Raw genomic sequence first — 17576 nt, forward strand, 5'->3', positions numbered from 1 at the left:
GGCCGCTTGGCCGCACCGGCGCGGTTTGCTGGTCTTCAAGTACGCCCAACTCCGCCTCCGCTTGTCGTTAACCACCCCAAACCCCGCCGCCGCGAGCGTCGCCTCGGCCTCTGCGAAACGTCGGCTTAGGGGAAGAGGGCGGAGTAGGCGTTGAGGGCGGGTTGGCCGCCGAGGTGGGCGTAGAGGACGGTGGAGTCCTTGGGGATCTCGCCGGAGCTGACGAGGTCGATCAGGCCCGCCATGGACTTCCCCTCGTACACGGGGTCGGTGATCATGCCTTCGAGGCGGGCGGCGACGCGCATGGCGGCGAGGGTGCGTTCGTCGGCGATGCCGTAGGTGCCGGCGTGGTAGCGCTCGTCCAGCTCGACGGGCGGCAGGTCGGTGACTCCGAGCAGGTCGGCGGTGCCCGCGGCGATCCAGGCGATCTGGGCCTCGGTGGTGGCGGGCGCCGCGGAGGCGTCGATGCCGATGACGCGCCGGGGCGGGCCGTCGAGCGCGGCGAAACCGGCGATCATGCCCGCCTGCGTGGAGCCGGTGACGGAGCAGACGACGACGGTGTCGAAGAAGAGGCCGAGCTGGCGCTCCTGCTCGGCGACCTCGGCGGCCCAGCCCGCGAAACCCATGCCGCCGAGCCGGTGGTCGGAGGCGCCCGCGGGGATCGCGTAGGGCTTGCCGCCGCTCTCGCGCACCTCGGCGAGCGCGTTCTCCCAGCTGGGCCGGAGGCCGATGGTGAACTCCGCCTGCACCAGGCGCACATCGGCGCCCATGAGCCGGCTCAGCAGGATGTTGCCGACGCGGTCGTAGACGGAGTCCGGCCACTCCACCCAGCTCTCCTGCACCAGCACGCAGCGCAGCCCGGCGCGGGCGGCAGCGGCGGCGACCTGGCGAGTGTGGTTGGACTGCACTCCGCCGACGGAGACGAGCGTGTCGCAGCCCTCGGTGATCGCCTCGGCGAGCAGGTACTCCAGCTTGCGGGTCTTGTTGCCGCCGTAGGCCAAGCCCGAGTTGCAGTCCTCTCGCTTCGCCCAGATCCGCGCGCCGCCGAGGTGGGCGCCGAGCCGCTCCAGCTCGTGCACGGGCGACGGCCCGAACAGCAACGGGTACCTCGACAACCCCGCCAGCCCCTCGCGCAGTTGGCCGACCGATGACGACATGGCCCCTCCTCACTCGGCAAAGCCCGTTTCGTACTCATAGCGGGAAAAAGAGCGCTCACGCGTACCGCTATGAGTACGAAACGGGGTCAGGGTCAGGCAGTTGCCAGGCGGAGCAGTGCCCAGAGCTGCGCGGTGGCGTGGCGGTCACCGATGAGGCGGACGGTGTGGTCGGGCGCGCGGCCCCACAGCCAGCGGTACACCGCCGACGGCGCTCCGGTGATCACGGCGTCCACGTTGGTGAGGCCGGTGGGCGCGGCGCGGAACACCGAGATGCCCTCGGGCTCCACGCGGACGTACCACGCGTGCTCGGCGGTGCGGACGCCGAGCGAGCAGCGGTGCGGACCGGTGATCCCCCTGGTGCGCAAGCGATGCCCGAGCCACAGCAGCAGCACCTCGTCGACGCCGTCCAGCGCCACGTCATCGGGGACGTCGAGCACCGGCCCGCCGAGCGCGGCCTGCACGTCGATGCGGTGCACCGTGCTCTCGTGCGCCATCCGCCGCCGCCAGAAACCGTAGGTCTGGTCCTGCGGCCACCACGTCGGGCAGGGCTCGTCCGGCTCGTGCTCACCGAGCTTCACAACGAGGTCGACGAGCCCCGAGCGCAGGTCGGCCGCCTCCGGCTGGGCCTGGGAGCCGGACGCGCGCTGCTCGGGCACCGGCCAGGCGGGAACGCCGCGGTCGCGCATCCAGGCGAGCGCGCCGCGGTAGCCGTCACCGGCCTGGCGCAGCACGGTGCCGACCGTGATCCCGGGGCGGCCCGGGATCGGCAGGTCCATGGCGTCGGGGGGCGCCGAGTGGGCGAGCGTCTCGCCCTCGGTCACCAGGACGTCGAGCAGGCGGCCGTGATCGATGAGAGCCGCCCCGCTCACCGCCCCGCCCCGTGCACGATCCGCCGCACCAGCTGGAGGAACTCCCCGGTGCGCCGGACGAGGTCGTCGGCGGTCGCGGCGTCGACCAGCCTGCTGGCTCCCGCCTGCACGGCCGCGCGGCGCGAGGAGCCCGCGGCGAAGAACGCCGCCCACTCGCGCAGCTCGGGCGCGTTGCGGACGAGCAGTTCCCACACGCTGGCCGGGCGGGCCCGGGCGCGGTGCGGCCGGCCGCGCATGGCGAGCACGGCGGCTGATCCGCGGATCGCGGCGAGGTAGGCCACCGAGTAGCGGTCCGCGGGCTTGGTCGAGCCCTCCGCCTCGCGCAGCGTGCGCACCGCGTGCGCCAGCAGCGAGACGGCCTGGGGGTTGCGCGGCGCCGGGATGGCGGCGGTGCGCGCGTCGTCGGGATGGCGGGGGGAAGGGACCGGGAAGTGCAGAGGAACGGACATCTCGGCCTCCTGGGGACGTCAGGGAACGACGGTGTGCCGAGGGGAAGCCGGCGGTGCCGGGCGGCGGGGTGCTTCCCCCACTCCGCCGCCCGGCGTGCCCGGACGGGTGCCGAGCGCCCAGCGGAGCGCGGTGCCGGCACCCCGTCGGGTCAACCAGCAGGTCACTCCAGGCGTCTCGAACACTCGTTCGAACACGACCAACGATACCCGGGGGGTCTGACAGTCTCAAGCGACCTGCGGCGCGACCCTGCCGGGGGAATGCCAAGGGCCCACCACCGATGCGGCGGTGGGCTCTTGGCGCCCCGCCCTATCCGACCCAGTAGGTCCCGCTCACGGCACCGTTGCCACCCACGAGAACAGAGGCCCGGACCTGCACCCGGATCGTCCGGTTCGTGTTGTTGAACCACAGCCTGACATTGCCCGAGTACGCCGCCTCCGTCTTGCCGAGGTAGTGGTCACCGTCCTTGTTGTAGGCCTTGAAACCCGCCATGTAGCCCGAGGACTTGAAATTGACCCACACGGACTTCCCCGACGGCACGGCGAACGCCTTTCCGCACACCTGCGGGTAGACCTGGGGAGTGCAGCGGAACGAGTACGTCGCAGCAGAGGCGGGCGCGCCGAGGGCGAGAACGCTGAGCAGCGCGAGACCGAGAGCGGTCATGACACGAGACATGGGACGCCTTTCACGATGGTCCCCCGACCGGAATTCAGCGTATTCACGGGAAGAATTCGCACAAATCGACGCGAGCGGTTCTCGCGTCACCGCAAAACGACGCGCGCGCAGCGGTTCAGGGGGCGGGACGGGCTCGACCGGCCGGGGCATGGTCTGATGAGCCGGTGAGCGCACAGGACCACCCGGGCATCCACAAGGTCACCACCGCGCTGGCCGAGGCCGGATTCGACTCCGCCGCGACCGGGGTCCGCGTGCTGACCGACGCCGTCCGCACCGCCGCGCAGGCGGCCGACGCGCTCGGCGTCGAGGTCGGCGCGATCGCGAACAGCCTGGTCTTCGTCGCGGACGGGGCGCCGCTGCTGGTGCTCACCTCCGGCGCGCACCGGGCCGACACGGCGCTGCTGGCCGAACTGGCCGGGGTCGCGGAGGTGGGCAGGGCGACACCGGACTTCGTCCGCGAGCACACCGGCCAGGCCATCGGCGGCGTCGCCCCGGTCGGCCACCCGGCCCCGATCCGCACGTTCGTCGACCGCGCGCTGGCCGCGCACCCCGAGGTCTGGGCGGCGGCCGGTCACCCGAAGGCGGTCTTCCCCACCACCTTCACCGATCTCGTCGCCCTCACCGGCGGCACCCCCGCCGAGGTGACCCGGTGACCGCCGCGCCCCGCCCGGAACAGCTGCGGCTGATCGAGTTCACCGCCGCCGACCTGCGGCCCCGGCTCGACGAGGCGCTGGAGCTCTACGTCGCCGCGATGGACTACCCGCCCAACACCGTGCGCCAGCGGGCCCCGATGTGGTTGGCGCACATGATGCGCGACGGGTGGCGCTGCGTCGTCGCGCTGGACGAGGACGAGGCGCTCGCCGGGATCTCCTACGGCTACCGGGGCGCGGTCGGCCAGTGGTGGCACGAGCAGGTGCGCCGCGGCCTGAACGCGCGGACGAACTCCAATCAGTCCTTTGTGGACGAATGGATGCGCGACTACTTCGAGCTGACCGAACTGCACGTGCGGCCGGACGCGCAGGGGCGCGGTCTCGGCGAGGGGCTGCTGCGGCGGCTGGCGGGCATGGTCGACTCCGAGCGCGTGCTGCTGTCCACCCCGGAAGGCCCGACGCGCGCGTGGAAGCTCTACCGGCGCCTCGGTTTCCAGGACGTGCTGCGGCACTACCAGTTCACCGGTGACCCACGCCCGTTCGCGGTGCTCGGGCGCGTGCTGCCGATCGAGGAAACCCCCGTCAGCGGTTGAGGTCGGCGACCACGCTCGCCGGGCGCGTCCCCGACGTGGGCTGCTCGTAGAAGTCCACTGAGACGAAGTTCGGCTTGCGCCCGGCCGCCGGAGTGCACGTGTCCCGCACGCGCTTCGCCAGTTTCTCGCCGTTGTCCGAGCGCGCCGCGAAATCCGCTGGCACGTCGCGGAAGTGGTTCATCACGAACAGCCGCTTGAAGTTCGGCTCCTGCTTGTTCAGCGGCACGTCCGACCACCGGCTGACGCATTCGAGCTTGTCGCCGAGCGGACCGAGGCTCCAGTAGTTCTCGACCGTGTAGTCCTTGCCGTGGAAAACGCCCATCGATTCGCGGCCGGAAGCGCTGGAGAGCATCAGCAGCCGCTTGTTCTGCGCCACCATGTCGCTCAGCTTCGGCCAGCCCTGTTCGCGCACCTTCCACGCGTCGGGCCGGAAGATCAGGTCGTTGAGCCCGGCGACGCTGTCGAGCGCGGCGCCGAGCGCGGGCGCGTCCGCGTAGTCCTCAAGCAGCAGGGTGACGACTTCACCGCGGTTCTCGTTGAGGAAGTCGACGATCGTCCGCAGCGACCCGGCAAATGTCTGCCTCGGCGTTCCGTGGTGCAGCCCTGGCACGGGACCGCACTCGCGGCCGTCGTTGTGGCACAGGTGCACTTCGTTGCCGTACATGTGCAGGTCGAGCATCAGCCCGCGCACACCGTCGGTGAGCTGCTTGCGCAGGCTCTGCCCCTGGTTGGGCGGCCACCACTTCGCGTCGCCGGTGCTGACGTGCGCGTTGTGCGTGGTCAGGTAGGTCGTGTCGGCGAGCGTGCGCTCCGCTTGGGCCTGCGCCGGGGCGGGGAGCACGGTCAGGACGGCGGCCAGGGCCACGCGCAGCACTGCGGACATACACCCTCCTCGATATGAATCAATCTCACATCAAGGAGGGCGCGTCCGACACCGCCGAAAGTCGCGCTCAGCCGATCATCTGCTCGCGGAGCAGGTCCAGCCCCATCGCACCGGCGCGCAAAGCCTTGGTGTGGAAGGACTTCTGGTCGAACGCCGCGCCATGGGCCGACTTGGCCTCCTCGCGCGCTGCCAGCCACAGCCGCTCGCCGAGCTTGTAGGAGGGGGCCTGACCCGGCCAGCCCAGGTAGCGGTCGATCTCGTCGTGCACGTGCGTGGGGTCGGAGATCGTGCGGGTGAGCATGAACTCCAGGCCAAGGTCGGGACTCCAGCGCTCGCCCTCGTGGAAGCCGGTGCCCTTCGGGATCTCCAGCTCCAGGTGCATGCCGATGTCCACCACCACGCGCGCCGCGCGGAACAGGTGCGCGTCCAGCATGCCCAGCAGGTCGCCGTCGTCGTCGAGGTAGCCCAGCTCGCGCATGAGCCGCTCCGAGTACAGCGCCCAGCCCTCGCCGTAGCCCGACACCCAGCACATGAGGCGCTGGAAGCGGTTCAGCTCGGCCGCCTGGTGGACCGCCGTGGCGATCTGGAGGTGATGGCCGGGGACGCCCTCGTGGTAGACGGTGGTGACCTCGCGCCAGGTCGAGAACTCCGCGCGGTCGGCGGGCACCGACCACCACATGCGGCCCGGGCGGCTGAAGTCGTCGGTGGGGCCGGTGTAGTACGCGCCGACGCCACCGCCGGGCGGAGCGATCTTGCACTCCAGGCGCATCAGCGGCTCGGGGATGTCGAAGTGCGTGTCGCGCAACTCGGTGAGCGCGGTGTCGGAGAGCTTCTGCATCCACGCGGCGAGGGCGTCCTGGCCGTGCACGCGGTAACGCGGGTCGGCGTCGAGCGCGGCGGCGGTCTCGGCGAGCGTGGCGCCGGGGCGGATGCGGTTCGCGACCTGCTTCATCTCGGCTTCGATGCGGGAGAACTCCGCCCAGCCCCACTCGTAGGCCTCGCGCAGGTCCAGCTTCGCGCCGGTGTAGTAGCGCGATTCGAGGCGGTAGCGGTCCTCGCCGACCGCGTCGCGCTTGGGCGCCCTCGGCGCGAGGTCCGCGCGGAGGAACTCGGCGAAGTCCCCGTACGCGGCGGACGCGGCCTCGGCGGCGGCGCGCAGGTCCGAACGCAGCCCGTCGCTGACCCCGTCCACCTTGTCAGCGGCGGCGATCATGTTGGCGAAGAAGGAGGTGCCGCCGCGACGGCCCGCCCAGGTCTCGCACTGCTCGGCGACGCCGGAGACCTGACGGATCGCGGAGATCTCGCCCTTGTCAGCAGAGTGCAGCAGCGAAGCGCGCACACCCGCCAGCGCGCCCGGGGTCTTGGCCAGCCTGGAGGCGATCACCGCCCAGTCGTCGGCGGTCCCGGTGGGCATCAGGTCGAAGATCTGGCGCAGGGCCTGCAGCGGACTGTCGATGACGTTCAGCGAGGACGTGGTCAGCCCGGCCTCGTGCCGCTCCACATCCAGGCCGACGCGCTCCTGGAAGACGGCCTTCGCCAGCCGCTCGGCGTCCGAGGCGGGCTCGGCCGCGCCGATCTCCCGCAGCGCCCGCGCGGCCAGCTCGGCGCGCGCGGCGTGGCCGTCCGGGGAGTAGTCGGTGAGGTCCTGGTCGTGCCCGGGCACCCCGAGGTAGGTCGCCGCGTTGGGGTCGAGCGCGGCGTAGTCGCCGACGAAGTCGTCGCTGATCTGGTTGATCACGCTGGCTGGCATGACCGGCACGCTACCCGACCTGCGAGTCCTCGAACCCCGCCGCGAGAGCGTCCCGGCAACCGAAGGTTTCACAGTCTTCAAGAGTGCGGCAAACCCGACGGCAGGTGTGGTCAAGAGTCCTCGATGAGGGTGTTGTGCGGCCTGCCCCGCTGGCACGATGTGCCGGGTGCCGCCCCGACTCCGAGGAAGACACAGTCGCGCCGTCCTCGTGCTGGCGCTGCTCGGGGTGCTGCTGCTCAGCGGCTGCGTGCGGGCCCGGATGACGCTCTCCGTCGCCGAGGACGACCGCGTCACCGGCGACCTCCAGGTGCTCGCGGCGCCGCAGCGGGAGGGCGACGCCGGGCCGCAGCTGGTGGTGCCCGCCGGGCTCACCGGGAGGGCGCGGGTCACCAAGGCGACGGCGGCGGACGGCTTCACCGGCTCGCAGCTGACCTTCACCGGGCTGACCTTCGAGGAACTGCGGCTGTTGTCCGCGACCGCCACCGGTGACAACGGGAAGTACCAGTTCAGCCTGCGGCGCTCGGGCGGGATCGTGACGCTCTCCGGCTCGGTCGACCTGACGCAGCTGACCCCCGACCGCACGGACGTGCAGATCAGGGTCACCTTCCCCGGCAAAGTCAACAGCGGCAACGGCCGCGCGCGCGGCAACGAGGTCACCTGGTCACCGAGACCGGGACAGGTCACCGAGCTGAACGCGCTGGCCCGCTACGCCGACGCCACCTCGGAGGCGTGGGTGCGCTGGGCGCTGATCGTGGGCGGGGCGACGGGCCTCGCTGCGGTGATCGTGATGGCCATGGCCTACACCGGCCACCGCCGCGAACTGCGCCTGTCGCTCGCCTAGCTAGTTCCGCGCGCGGGCGGGCAGCAGGCCGAGCCGGTCGAGCACCTGCACGGTCGAGTTGGACCGGTTCATCGTGTAGAAGTGCAGCTGCTTCAGCCCTTCGGCGAGCAGCCGCTCCGCGAGCTCGGTGGCGATGTCCACGCCGACCGCGCGCACCGACTCCAGGTCACCGGCGTGCGGCTCGACCCTGGCGATGACCTCCGACGGGATCTCGGTGTTGGCCATCTCGGCCATCTTCTGGATGCCCTTGACCGAGCGGATCGGCATCAGCCCGGGCAGCAGCGGCACCTCGTCCAGGTCGATCCCGCGCGCGGCGATGCGGTCGCGCAGCCGCAGGAAGTCCTCGACGCGGAAGAACATCTGCGACACCGCGTAGTGCGAGCCCGCGCGCAGCTTGCGCACGAAGAACTCGGCGTCGGAGTCCAGGTCGGCGGAGCGCGGGTGGCCGAACGGGTAGGCCGCGACGCCGACGCAGAAGTCACCGAGGCCGCGGATGAGCCGGACCAGCTCCTCCGCGTAGGTCAGGCCCTGCGGGTGCTTGACCCACTCGCCGTTGGGGTCGCCGGGCGGGTCGCCGCGCAGCGCGAGGATGTTGCGCACGCCGACCGAGGCGTAGGAGCCGATGACGTTGCGCAGCTCGGCGACCGAGTGGTTGACCGCGGTCAGGTGCGCGACCGGGGTCAGCGTGGTCTCCTGCGCGATGCGCCCGGTGACCCGGATCGTGCGGTCGCGGCTGGAGCCGCCCGCGCCGTAGGTCACCGACACGAAGGCGGGGTCGAGCGGTTCCAGCTCCCTGATGGCGCGCCAGAGCTGGCGCTCGGCCTCGGCGTCCTTCGGCGGGAAGAACTCCACCGAGAACACCGGGCGATCACTGTCGCTGCTCACGCGGAGCCGGTCAACCACCGCCGTCATGCGTCAAGGTTACTCGCGGTGCCCGATAGTCGGACACGGAGTTCCACTAACTGGAAGAAGGTACAAACCACGGGTGCGGAAGAACGAGGAGTCGCCGTCCTGGCGTGACGTGGGCGATAACGGGGGACATCTCTTGTGTGCCCCTCGTTCACCGGAGTAGTGAGTCACACCCCGACTTGGCCGTCGCCCACCACTAGGCAGAGGATGTCTCAGTGCTAGAACAGCAGGTAGACCGGCTCTCCGACGTGGACGCGAAGCTCACCGCGCACGTGGAGCACGAGCTCCGCGTGTTCCTGGGGCAGCAGCGGAGCACGGCGGCCGACATCGACGGGGCCTTCGCCAGCGCGGTCGGCGCGCTCTCCGACTTCGTGACCTCCGGGGGCAAGCGCATCCGGCCCACCTTCGCGTGGTGGGGCTGGCGCGCGGCGGGCGGCGACCCGGAGGACCTGGACGCGGTGGTGCCGGTGCTGCGCGCGGTCAGCTCGCTGGAGCTGATCCAGGCGTGCGCGCTGGTGCAGGACGACCTGATGGACGACTCGGACATGCGCAGGGGCCAGCCGACGGTGCACGTGGCCTTCGCCGCCAAGCACCGCGAGCTGGGCTGGTCGGGCAGCGCGGAGCGGTTCGGGCTCTCGGCGGCGCTGCTGCTCGGCGACCTGGCGCTGGTATGGGCGGATGACATGGTGCGCTCCTCCGGCCTGAGTCTGGAGGCGCTCGCGCGGACGAACGAGGCGTGGCGCGGCATGCGCACGGAGGTCCTGGCCGGGCAGTACCTGGACGTGCTCGCCCAGGCGAGGGCCGCGACCGACCTGCACAGCGCGGAGCAGGTCAGCCGCTACAAGACCGCCGCCTACACCGTGGACCGGCCGCTGCACTTCGGCGCTGCCATCGCCGGGGCGAACCGGGAGCTGATCGCGGCGCTGCGGCGCTACGGCGCGGACGTCGGCATCGCCTTCCAGCTGCGCGACGACCTGCTCGGGGTGTTCGGCGACCCGGCGGTCACCGGCAAGCCCGCAGGCGACGACCTGCGCGAGGGCAAGCGGACGCCGCTGGTGGCGCACGGGCTGGAGCTGGCGCACAAGGCGGGCGAGACGGCATCGGCGGAGCTGATCGAGAGCGCGCTGGGCGTCCCGGAGCTGGACGGCGGGCTGCTGGAGCGGGTGCGGGCGGCGCTGATCCGGCTGGGCGCGGTGCGCGCCGTGGAGGAGCGGATCGACCGGCTGACCGCTTCCGGGCTGGCTGCCCTCGAATCGGTGACGATCACGCCTGCCGCGGTCACCCGACTGCGTGAACTCGCCCAGGAAGTCACCCACCGCAGCTACTGACGGTCGCCGGAGCCGCCGGGCGAGGCGTTGCGTACAAGCGCTCCCTGGGGCTATGGGACCATGGCCAGCGATGTCCACCATGTCCTCTCCGCCCATCACGGGTCCCGGCGACGAGCCGGACTCGAGCGAACCCGGGGGGCGCACCCGGGTCGCCGAGCGGCCAGTCGAGCGCGCGCACCCTGGCCCGGTCGCCGTCTCCGGCACCGGAGCCTCGGGGACCTCCCGGACGGCACCGGCCACCGGGATTCCCAGTCGCACCATCCTGCTCGGTGTCATCGGCGCCTGCCTCGCGGCGCTCGGGGCCCTCGGGGCGGGCGGCATCCTGGTCAGGGACCCCATCCTGTCCGGGACCTCGCTGACCTGGATCCGCTTCGGGCACGGCAAGAACCTGGCCGAGCTCGTGGTCTACCTGGGCGTGGGCCTGCTGGTCTGGGCCTGGGTGCGGCTGGGCAGGCACGTGCGCGCGGGCCGCGTCGGCCGCAAGGGCGTGCTGCTGGCGATCGGCGCGTGGTGCGTGCCGGTCATGCTCGGCCCGCCGCTGTTCACCAGGGACGTCTACAGCTACCTCGGCCAGGGCCTGCTGCCGCTGGAGGGGCTGGACACCTACGCGCTCGGCCCGGCCGCGCTGGACGGCCCGATCGCGGAGAACGTGGCGTGGATCTGGCAGACCACCCCCGCCCCGTACGGGCCGCTGTTCATCCTGATCGCCAAGGGCGTCGTGGCGATCAGCGGGCACAACATGATCGCGGGCGTGCTGCTGATGCGCGTCGCGCTCATCGGCGGCCTGCTGCTGCTGTGCTGGACGCTGCCCAGGCTCGCGGAGCGCCTCGGTGGCAACCCGTCCGTCGCGCTGTGGATCGGTGTCGCCAACCCGCTCGTGGTGGTGCACCTGGTCGGCGGGCCGCACAACGACCTGATGATGGTCGGCCTGCTCGCCGCGGGAACGCTGATGGTGATGCGCCGCCAGCACGTGCTGGGCATCGTCCTGGTCACGCTCGGCGCGGCCATCAAGATCCAGGCCGTCGTGGTGCTGCCGTTCCTGGTGTGGATCTGGGCCCGGCACCTCAAGGGCAGCGACCTGGCGCGCTTCACCCGCGCGGCGGGCACCGGGGCCGCGGTGTTCTTCGCCGCCTTCGCCGCCTGCCAGCTGGTCGCCAACGTCGGCCTCGGCTGGATCCCCGCGCTCTCGGCCAACTCCGTGGTGATCAACTGGACCTCGCTGCCGACCGGGGCGGGCCAGCTGGCGCACGGCATCGCGAGCTGGTTCTACAGCCCCAGCCACAGCCTCTACTACAACACCGCGCGCACCCTGGGCATGGCCCTGCTCGGCTACATCGCCGTGCGGCAGTGGTGGAAGTCGCGCGACGGCGAGGAGGCCAACGTCATCCGGCGGGCCGCGCTGGTGATGCTGGGCATGTCGGTGCTGCTGCAGACCACGTTCCCCTGGTACTTCACGCTGGCGCTGGCGCTGGCCGCCGCGCTGCCGCTGTCGGAGTGGGCCTCGACGGTGATCGTCTTCGGCTCGGCCTTCCAGATCGCGATCAGCTACCCCGACGGTGACGCGGCGAGCAACAACTACCTGCACGTCGCCGTCTTGGTGCTGCTGGCGGGGCTGGCCGCGGCCTCGCTGCTGCGGCAGGACCCGCTGAAGTTCTCCAGGCGGGGCAAGGGCGCGCACGTCTAGCCCACGTACACAGCCGAACGGCGCCGTCCCCACGTGCGGGGACGGCGCCGTTTGTCGTTGGTGTGGTGGGAGGAAGGACTAGAAGGCGAGGGCCTGTGCTCGGCGCTTCACCTCACGGCCGCGGTCGCCGCGCAGCGCGTCGATCGGCGTTCCCGGGAGGGTGTCGTCCGCGGTGAACAGCCACCGCAGGATCTCCTCGGTGTCGTAGCCGGCGTCGCGCAGCACAGTCACCGTGCCGCTGAGGTGCTTGACCACGCCGGTGTCGGTGAGGAAGGCGGCGGGAACGGCCCGGACGCCGTCGCGGCGCACCGCGAGCAGCTGGCCGTCCCTGAGCATCTGGTGCACCCGGGTCACCACGAGGCCGAGGCGTTCCGCGACGTCGGGAAGGGGCAGGACCTCCACCTCGGCGTCGAGCACATCCGGGGAGGTAGGGATCTGACTCACAGCGGTCCAGCCTGCCACAACGCGCAAGCGCACGCCGCAAGGGCATGAGGTGCGGGCGGGGGTGTCGGAGGGACCGCCTAACATCGAGCGTTGTGGAATCGAGGGGTGCCGAACTGGGTGGGACGCTGCTGGAGCGGCGCTACCGCATCGACACCATGATCGCGCGCGGAGGCATGTCCTCGGTCTACCTGGGCCTGGACACCCGCCTGGAGCGCCCAGTCGCGATCAAGGTGATGGACTCCCGGCTGTCCGGGGACCGGTCCTTCCTCGACCGGCTGGAGCGCGAGGCGCGCACGGCCGCGCGGCTGCACCACCCGAGCATCGTCGGCGTCTACGACCAGGGTGTGGACCACCGCGAGGACGGCGAGCTCGCCTACCTCGTCATGGAGTACATCGAGGGCGGGACGCTGCGCGACGTGCTGCACGAGCGGGGCGAGCTGCCGATCCCGCTGGCGCTGAGCGTGCTGGAGCCGATCCTGGCCGCGCTCGCCGCCGCGCACGAGGCCGCGCTGGTGCACCGCGACATCAAGCCGGAGAACGTGCTCATCGGGCGCGGCGGCACCGTCAAGGTGGGCGATTTCGGCCTGGTGAAGGCGATCGCGGGCGCGGGGACCACCAGCGACAGCGTCATCCTCGGCACGGTCGCCTACCTCGCGCCGGAGCAGGTCGCCACCGGCGCCGCCGACGCGCGCAGCGACGTGTACTCGGCCGGTCTGGTGCTCTTCGAGATGCTGACCGGCGCACCTCCCTACACCGGCGACACCGCGCTCTCGGTGGCCTACCGCCACGTGAACAACGACGTGCCCGCGCCGAGCACCCTGCGCCAGGGCATCCCCGCCGAGCTCGACGAGCTGGTCGTGCGGGCGACCCGGCGCGACCCGTCCGTGCGGCCCTCCGACGCCACGGCGTTCCTCACCGAGCTGCGCCGCGTGCGCTCCGCGCTCGGCATCCACCCGGTGCCGGTCCCCGTCCCGCCGAGCAAGGTCGCGGCCAAGCTGCCGTCCTACAAGCCCGCGCGCGACGACGATCCGCCGACCGAGCAGATCACCGCCATCACGGACTACACAGATGGTCCGACCGTGGTGAAGCCGCGGCAGCAGCCCACCAGCGCGGGTCCGATGGGCACGCGGACGATGAACCGCTCCGACCTGCCCGCGATGCCCCAGCGCCCGCAGGCTGCCGAGCCCGAGCTCGACGAGCCGACGCAGCGGCAGCCCTCCAAGCGCGAACGCGACCGGGCGCGCGGCAGACGGCTCGCGCTGATCTGGTCGATCGTGATCACGGTGCTCGTGGCCGGGGTCGGCGGGACGGCGTGGTGGCTGGCCTCGGGGCGCTTCACCGACGTGCCGGTGCTCGCCGGGCAGACCCTGGTCAAGGCGCAGGAACGGCTGCGCGCCGCGGACCTCGTCGCGAAGGTGGTGCACGAGCCGCACGACGAGGTGCCGATCGACGAGGTGATCAGCTCCAACCCGCAGGGCGGCTCGAAGATGTTGCGGGGCAACGAGGTCACGCTCGTCGTCTCCAGCGGGCTGCCCGAGGTGCCGCGCGTGGTCGCGGGCGCGAGCCGCACCGACGCCGAGCAGGCGATCCGCGAGGCGAAGCTCCAGCCCGCGCAGAACGCCTCCGCCAACGACTACAGCGCGGAGATACCGGAGGGCTTCGTCCTCAAGCTCCTGCCCGACCCGGGCACGAAGCTGAAGGTCGGCTCGCCCGTCACCATCGCGCTGTCCAAGGGCAAGCCGCCCGTCGCCGTGCCCGCCGTCGCGGGGATGACCAGGGAGACCGCCTACGCCGAGCTGCGCAGGCTCGGCTTCGAGCCCGAGGACGGCGGCCAGGACTTCAGCGCCGACTACGAGACGGGGCGCGTGGCGCGGACCGATCCGCCCGCGGGGACGAAGCTGGACTCGAAGTCCTCCAGGCGGGTGAAGGTGATGCTGTCCAACGCCATCACCGTGCCGAACGTGACCAACCAGAAGGCCAGCGACGCCGCGAAGGCGTTGCGGGAGAAGGGCTTGGACGTCGAGGTGCGGCACGTGCTGCCCGGAGGGGGCCGTGACGACGCGACCGTCGTCAGCCAGTCCGCCGCCCCCGGCACCCGGGTCCGCCCCGGCACCAAGGTCATCCTCACCTGTCTCTTCTGACCACCCGGAACTGAATTCACCATTCGCCCCTCGTCGAACGGTGAATTCAGTTCGGCGCACTTCCCACGCGTTTTCCCTGATGAACAGCCACAGTTGCGCATGTGATCCGCGACACGCAGTTCTGCTCCAACTTCCGTCTTCACCGCGGCATCTCCCCCTTGTCAGCACGCCGGTCAACGATTCGACCGGCACAACAATCTCATCGGGAGAGATTCCACAATGGGCAAGATTCAGCGCATGCTCGGTCTCGGCGTTCTCGGCGCGATGTCGCTCGCGGTGGTGACCACCGGCACCGGTCACGCCCTGCCGCCGGAGATGGAGGTCTCCGTTTCGGGGAGCTCGGTGACCATCAGCGGCGCCTGCTTCACCGAGGCCCCCTCCGCGGACGGCTGGTACAGCACGGTCGGCGGCCACGAGCCCGAGGAGATCGGCAAGATGAGCTACGCGAACGGCACCTGGTCGATCACCTTTCCGTCGGTGAAGCAGGGCGTGTACGAGGCCGTCATGGGCTGCGGCGGGGAGACCGAGACCGCTGTCCGGCATTTCGTCGTGATCTAGGCGAACACCCCAACGGCAGAAAGGCCCGAATCCTCTGAGGGGAGGATTCGGGCCTTTCTGGTGAATCGGGTCAGGAGCGCAGCATCTCGGCGACGAGGAAGGCCAGCTCCAGCGACTGCTGGGTGTTCAGCCTCGGGTCGCAGGCCGTCTCGTAGCGGCCGGCGAGGTCGATGTCGGAGATCTCCTGGGCGCCGCCCAGGCACTCGGTGACGTCCTCACCGGTCAGCTCAATGTGGATGCCGCCGGGGTGGGTGCCCAGCGCGCGGTGCACCTCGAAGAAGCCCTGCACCTCGTCCACGATCCGGTCGAAGTGCCGGGTCTTGTAGCCGGTGCTGGCCTCGTGGGTGTTGCCGTGCATCGGGTCGCACTGCCAGATGACCTGGTGGCCGGAGGCGGTGACCTTCTCGATGATCGCCGGCAGCACGTCGCGGACCTTGCCGTTGCCCATCCGGCTGATCAGCGTCAGCCTGCCGGGCTCGTTGCGCGGGTCGAGCCGCTCGACGTACTCCACGGCCTGCTCGGGCGTGGTGGTCGGGCCGATCTTCAACCCGATCGGGTTGGCCAGCAGCTCGGCGAAGGCGATGTGCGCGCCGTCGAGCTGGCGGGTGCGCTCACCGATCCACAGGAAGTGCGCGGAGAGGTTGTAGAGCTTGGACTGCGCGCCGGAGTTCTCCAGCCGCAGCATGGCCCGCTCGTAGTCCAGCACCAGCGCCTCGTGGCTGGCGTAGATCTCCACGGTGTGCAGCGGGTAGGCGTCGACCCCGCACGCGGACATGAAGCGCATGCCGCGGTCGATCTCGGTGGCCAGCGCCTCGTAGCGCTCACCGGCCGGCGAGGTGCGGACGAAGTCCTTGTTCCAGTCGTGCACCCGGCGCAGATCGGCGACGCCGGAGCTGGTCAGCGCGCGCAGGAGGTTCATCGCGGCGCTGGCGTTGGCGTAGGCGCGGACCATCCGCGAGGGGTCGTTGACCCTGGCCTCCGGGCTGGCCACGATCGAGTTGATCATGTCGCCGCGGTAGGACGGCAGGCCGAGGGAGTCGGTGGCCGAGGAGCGCGGCTTGGCGTACTGGCCCGCGATCCGGCCGACCTTCACCACCGGCATGCTCGCGCCGTAGGTCAGCACGACCGACATCTGCAACAGGGCGCGCATGTTCGCCCTGATGTGGGGTTCGGTGTTGTCGACGAAGGTCTCCGCGCAGTCCCCGCCCTGCAGCAGGAACGCCCGGCCCTGCGCCACCTCCGACAGCCGCTCGCGGAGGCGGTCGACCTCGGCGGGAACGGTGATCGGGGGGACGCTCTCCAGAACGGTCCGCACGTTGCGGGCCTGCTCGGGATTCGGCCACTCGGGTTGTTGAGCGGCAGGACGCGACAAGGCGTCATCGAGCCGAGCACGGAGCTCCGGCGGCAACGGGGGCAGCTCGGGCAGCGTGTCGACCGGCACATCCACGGTCCAGTTCACCCAACAAGCCTACGGCGTGACGCCTATCTCCTGGCTATCGGTACTCCGGTTCCACCAGCTGGGAAGGGGTGAATCCGGCTCGCGTGCGGCCGATCGGGTGCTGTGGGCGCGCACGGGGCGGGGCAGGATGGTTTTTCATGGCCTCACGACTGGACGACGACACCGCCGCCAGGCTGCTCTCGGTGGCGCTGGAGAACGTGCTGCGCGACCACCCGGTGCACTGGACGCACCTGATCTCCTCCGACGAGGAGCTGGTCCCGCAGAGCGAGCTGCACCCGGTGTTCGCGCGCAGCTACGACTGGCACTCCTGCGTGCACCAGACGTGGCTGATCGTCCGCTTGCTGCGGCTGCGTCCGGCCCTGGCCGAGGCGGCGCGCGCAGCCGATGTGCTCGACAGCCTGCTGACCGTCGAGGGCTGCGAGAAGGAGGCCGAGTTCTTCCGAGGTCCGCGCGGTGGCTACTGGGAGCGCCCCTATGGCTGGGCGTGGCTGTTCGTGCTCGACGCCGAACTTCGGCTGTGGGCGGCGCAGCTGGGCGGTGAGCGCGCTGGCACGTGGGCGGACGCCCTGCGCCCGTTGACGGAGGTGTTGCGCGCACGTTGGCTGGAGTGGACGGGCAAGGCGCGGTGGCCGGTGCGCAGCGGCGTGCACTCCAACACCGCGTTCGCGGCGGGCTTGGTGCTGGACTCCGCGCGGGCGGTCGGTGACACCGAGCTGGTCGACGCGACCACGGCCGCGGTGGTGCGGTGGTACGGCGCGGACGCGGGCTACGGCGGCTTCGAGCCGAACGCGTCGGATTTCCTCTCCCCCGCGTTGACGGAGATCGACGTGATGCGGCGCGTGCTTCCCGAGCCCGCGTTCCTCGACTGGCTCGCGGCGTTCCTGCCCGACCTCGACGCGCCGCGGTGGAGCGTGCTGCGCGAGCCGGTGCCGGTCGACGACCCGTCCGACCCGCACGGCTCGCACATCTCCGGCCTGATGCTGTCCAGGGCCGCCGCGTGGCGCTCGCTGGCCGCCGTCCTGCCCGCTGAGCACCCGTATCGCGGCATCGCCGATGAGGCGGCCCGCACGCACGCCGAGGACGGCTGGCGCTACGTGTTCGGCTACGGCTACGCGGCCGACCACTGGCTGGGCACCTTCGCCGCCTACCTGGACGTCGGGGCGCTGTAAGCAGACCCACACCGACGCGGAG

General features: G+C 71.3%; 17 protein-coding genes. 8 read left to right on the forward strand and 9 right to left on the reverse strand.

Going from position 1 to position 17576, the window contains the following annotated elements:
• Positions 1 to 125: 125 nt before the first annotated feature.
• The 4 genes from CCN37_RS13980 to CCN37_RS13995 all read right to left on the reverse strand — a co-directional run bounded on the left by CCN37_RS13980 (position 126) and on the right by CCN37_RS13995 (position 3133).
• A complete protein-coding gene (locus tag CCN37_RS13980; RefSeq protein ID WP_086821182.1) occupies positions 126 to 1154 on the reverse strand; it encodes a 1-aminocyclopropane-1-carboxylate deaminase in 1029 nt (342 codons plus the stop codon).
• Positions 1155 to 1246: 92 nt separating this feature from the next.
• Positions 1247 to 2023 carry a maleylpyruvate isomerase N-terminal domain-containing protein gene (locus CCN37_RS13985; RefSeq protein ID WP_086821183.1) on the reverse strand — a complete coding sequence of 259 codons (777 nt, stop codon included), beginning with the start codon at positions 2021 to 2023 and terminating at the stop codon, positions 1247 to 1249.
• Positions 2020 to 2472, reverse strand: a complete 453-nt coding sequence (locus CCN37_RS13990) for an SAV_6107 family HEPN domain-containing protein (RefSeq protein ID WP_086821184.1) — start codon at positions 2470 to 2472, stop codon at positions 2020 to 2022. Before CCN37_RS13990 ends, CCN37_RS13985 begins: the two co-directional genes overlap by 4 nt.
• Positions 2473 to 2779: 307 nt before the next feature.
• A complete protein-coding gene (locus CCN37_RS13995; RefSeq protein ID WP_086821185.1) occupies positions 2780 to 3133 on the reverse strand; it encodes a hypothetical protein in 354 nt (117 codons plus the stop codon).
• A gap of 176 nt (positions 3134 to 3309) precedes the next feature.
• Here CCN37_RS13995 and CCN37_RS14000 point away from each other — a divergent pair, with 176 nt between their 5' ends.
• Both CCN37_RS14000 and CCN37_RS14005 read left to right on the forward strand, forming a co-directional pair.
• On the forward strand, positions 3310 to 3798 hold the full coding sequence (locus CCN37_RS14000; RefSeq protein WP_086821186.1) for a YbaK/EbsC family protein: 489 nt from the start codon (positions 3310 to 3312) through the stop codon (positions 3796 to 3798).
• Entirely contained in the window at positions 3795 to 4388 is a 594-nt protein-coding gene (locus CCN37_RS14005; RefSeq protein WP_210408013.1) for a GNAT family N-acetyltransferase, read from the forward strand. The genes CCN37_RS14000 and CCN37_RS14005 overlap by 4 nt, the downstream gene beginning before the upstream one ends.
• Here the strand turns inward: CCN37_RS14005 and CCN37_RS14010 are convergent.
• Positions 4378 to 5271, reverse strand: a complete 894-nt coding sequence (locus CCN37_RS14010; RefSeq protein WP_086821187.1) for a PI-PLC domain-containing protein — start codon at positions 5269 to 5271, stop codon at positions 4378 to 4380. The genes CCN37_RS14005 and CCN37_RS14010 overlap by 11 nt on opposite strands.
• Positions 5272 to 5338: 67 nt before the next feature.
• Positions 5339 to 7021 (reverse strand): DUF885 domain-containing protein, encoded by a 1683-nt coding sequence (locus tag CCN37_RS14015; RefSeq protein WP_086821246.1) that lies wholly within the window; start codon positions 7019 to 7021, stop codon positions 5339 to 5341.
• 166 nt (positions 7022 to 7187) lie between these two features.
• Between CCN37_RS14015 and CCN37_RS14020 the strand changes: the two genes are divergently transcribed.
• On the forward strand, positions 7188 to 7862 hold the full coding sequence (locus tag CCN37_RS14020; protein WP_168200660.1) for a DUF3153 domain-containing protein: 675 nt from the start codon (positions 7188 to 7190) through the stop codon (positions 7860 to 7862).
• On the opposite strand, the gene metF is transcribed toward CCN37_RS14020, so the two are convergent.
• Positions 7863 to 8774, reverse strand: a complete 912-nt coding sequence (gene metF, locus CCN37_RS14025; protein ID WP_086821189.1) for a methylenetetrahydrofolate reductase [NAD(P)H] — start codon at positions 8772 to 8774, stop codon at positions 7863 to 7865.
• Between the two features lie 212 nt (positions 8775 to 8986).
• Between metF and CCN37_RS14030 the strand changes: the two genes are divergently transcribed.
• Both CCN37_RS14030 and mptB read left to right on the forward strand, forming a co-directional pair.
• Positions 8987 to 10099 carry a polyprenyl synthetase family protein gene (locus CCN37_RS14030; RefSeq protein WP_246843030.1) on the forward strand — a complete coding sequence of 371 codons (1113 nt, stop codon included), beginning with the start codon at positions 8987 to 8989 and terminating at the stop codon, positions 10097 to 10099.
• Positions 10100 to 10169: 70 nt separating this feature from the next.
• Entirely contained in the window at positions 10170 to 11783 is a 1614-nt protein-coding gene (gene mptB, locus CCN37_RS14035) for a polyprenol phosphomannose-dependent alpha 1,6 mannosyltransferase MptB (protein WP_246843031.1), read from the forward strand.
• A 78-nt stretch (positions 11784 to 11861) separates the two neighbouring features.
• On the opposite strand, the gene CCN37_RS14040 is transcribed toward mptB, so the two are convergent.
• Positions 11862 to 12227, reverse strand: coding sequence for an Rv2175c family DNA-binding protein (locus CCN37_RS14040; protein WP_210408014.1), 366 nt, complete (start codon positions 12225 to 12227; stop codon positions 11862 to 11864).
• Positions 12228 to 12319: 92 nt separating this feature from the next.
• Here CCN37_RS14040 and pknB point away from each other — a divergent pair, with 92 nt between their 5' ends.
• Positions 12320 to 14368, forward strand: a complete 2049-nt coding sequence (pknB, locus tag CCN37_RS14045) for a Stk1 family PASTA domain-containing Ser/Thr kinase (protein ID WP_246843032.1) — start codon at positions 12320 to 12322, stop codon at positions 14366 to 14368.
• A 219-nt stretch (positions 14369 to 14587) separates the two neighbouring features.
• Positions 14588 to 14926, forward strand: coding sequence for a hypothetical protein (locus tag CCN37_RS14050; protein WP_086821192.1), 339 nt, complete (start codon positions 14588 to 14590; stop codon positions 14924 to 14926).
• 70 nt (positions 14927 to 14996) lie between these two features.
• Here the strand turns inward: CCN37_RS14050 and CCN37_RS14055 are convergent, their stop codons facing one another.
• Positions 14997 to 16385 carry a class II 3-deoxy-7-phosphoheptulonate synthase gene (locus tag CCN37_RS14055; RefSeq protein WP_086821193.1) on the reverse strand — a complete coding sequence of 463 codons (1389 nt, stop codon included), beginning with the start codon at positions 16383 to 16385 and terminating at the stop codon, positions 14997 to 14999.
• A gap of 137 nt (positions 16386 to 16522) precedes the next feature.
• Here CCN37_RS14055 and CCN37_RS14060 point away from each other — a divergent pair, with 137 nt between their 5' ends.
• Positions 16523 to 17554 carry a DUF2891 domain-containing protein gene (locus CCN37_RS14060; RefSeq protein WP_086821194.1) on the forward strand — a complete coding sequence of 344 codons (1032 nt, stop codon included), beginning with the start codon at positions 16523 to 16525 and terminating at the stop codon, positions 17552 to 17554.
• Positions 17555 to 17576: the final 22 nt, after the last annotated feature.

It is taken from the genome of Allokutzneria sp. NRRL B-24872 (assembly GCF_002155965.1).
Taxonomy (GTDB): Bacteria; Actinomycetota; Actinomycetes; order Mycobacteriales; family Pseudonocardiaceae; genus Allokutzneria.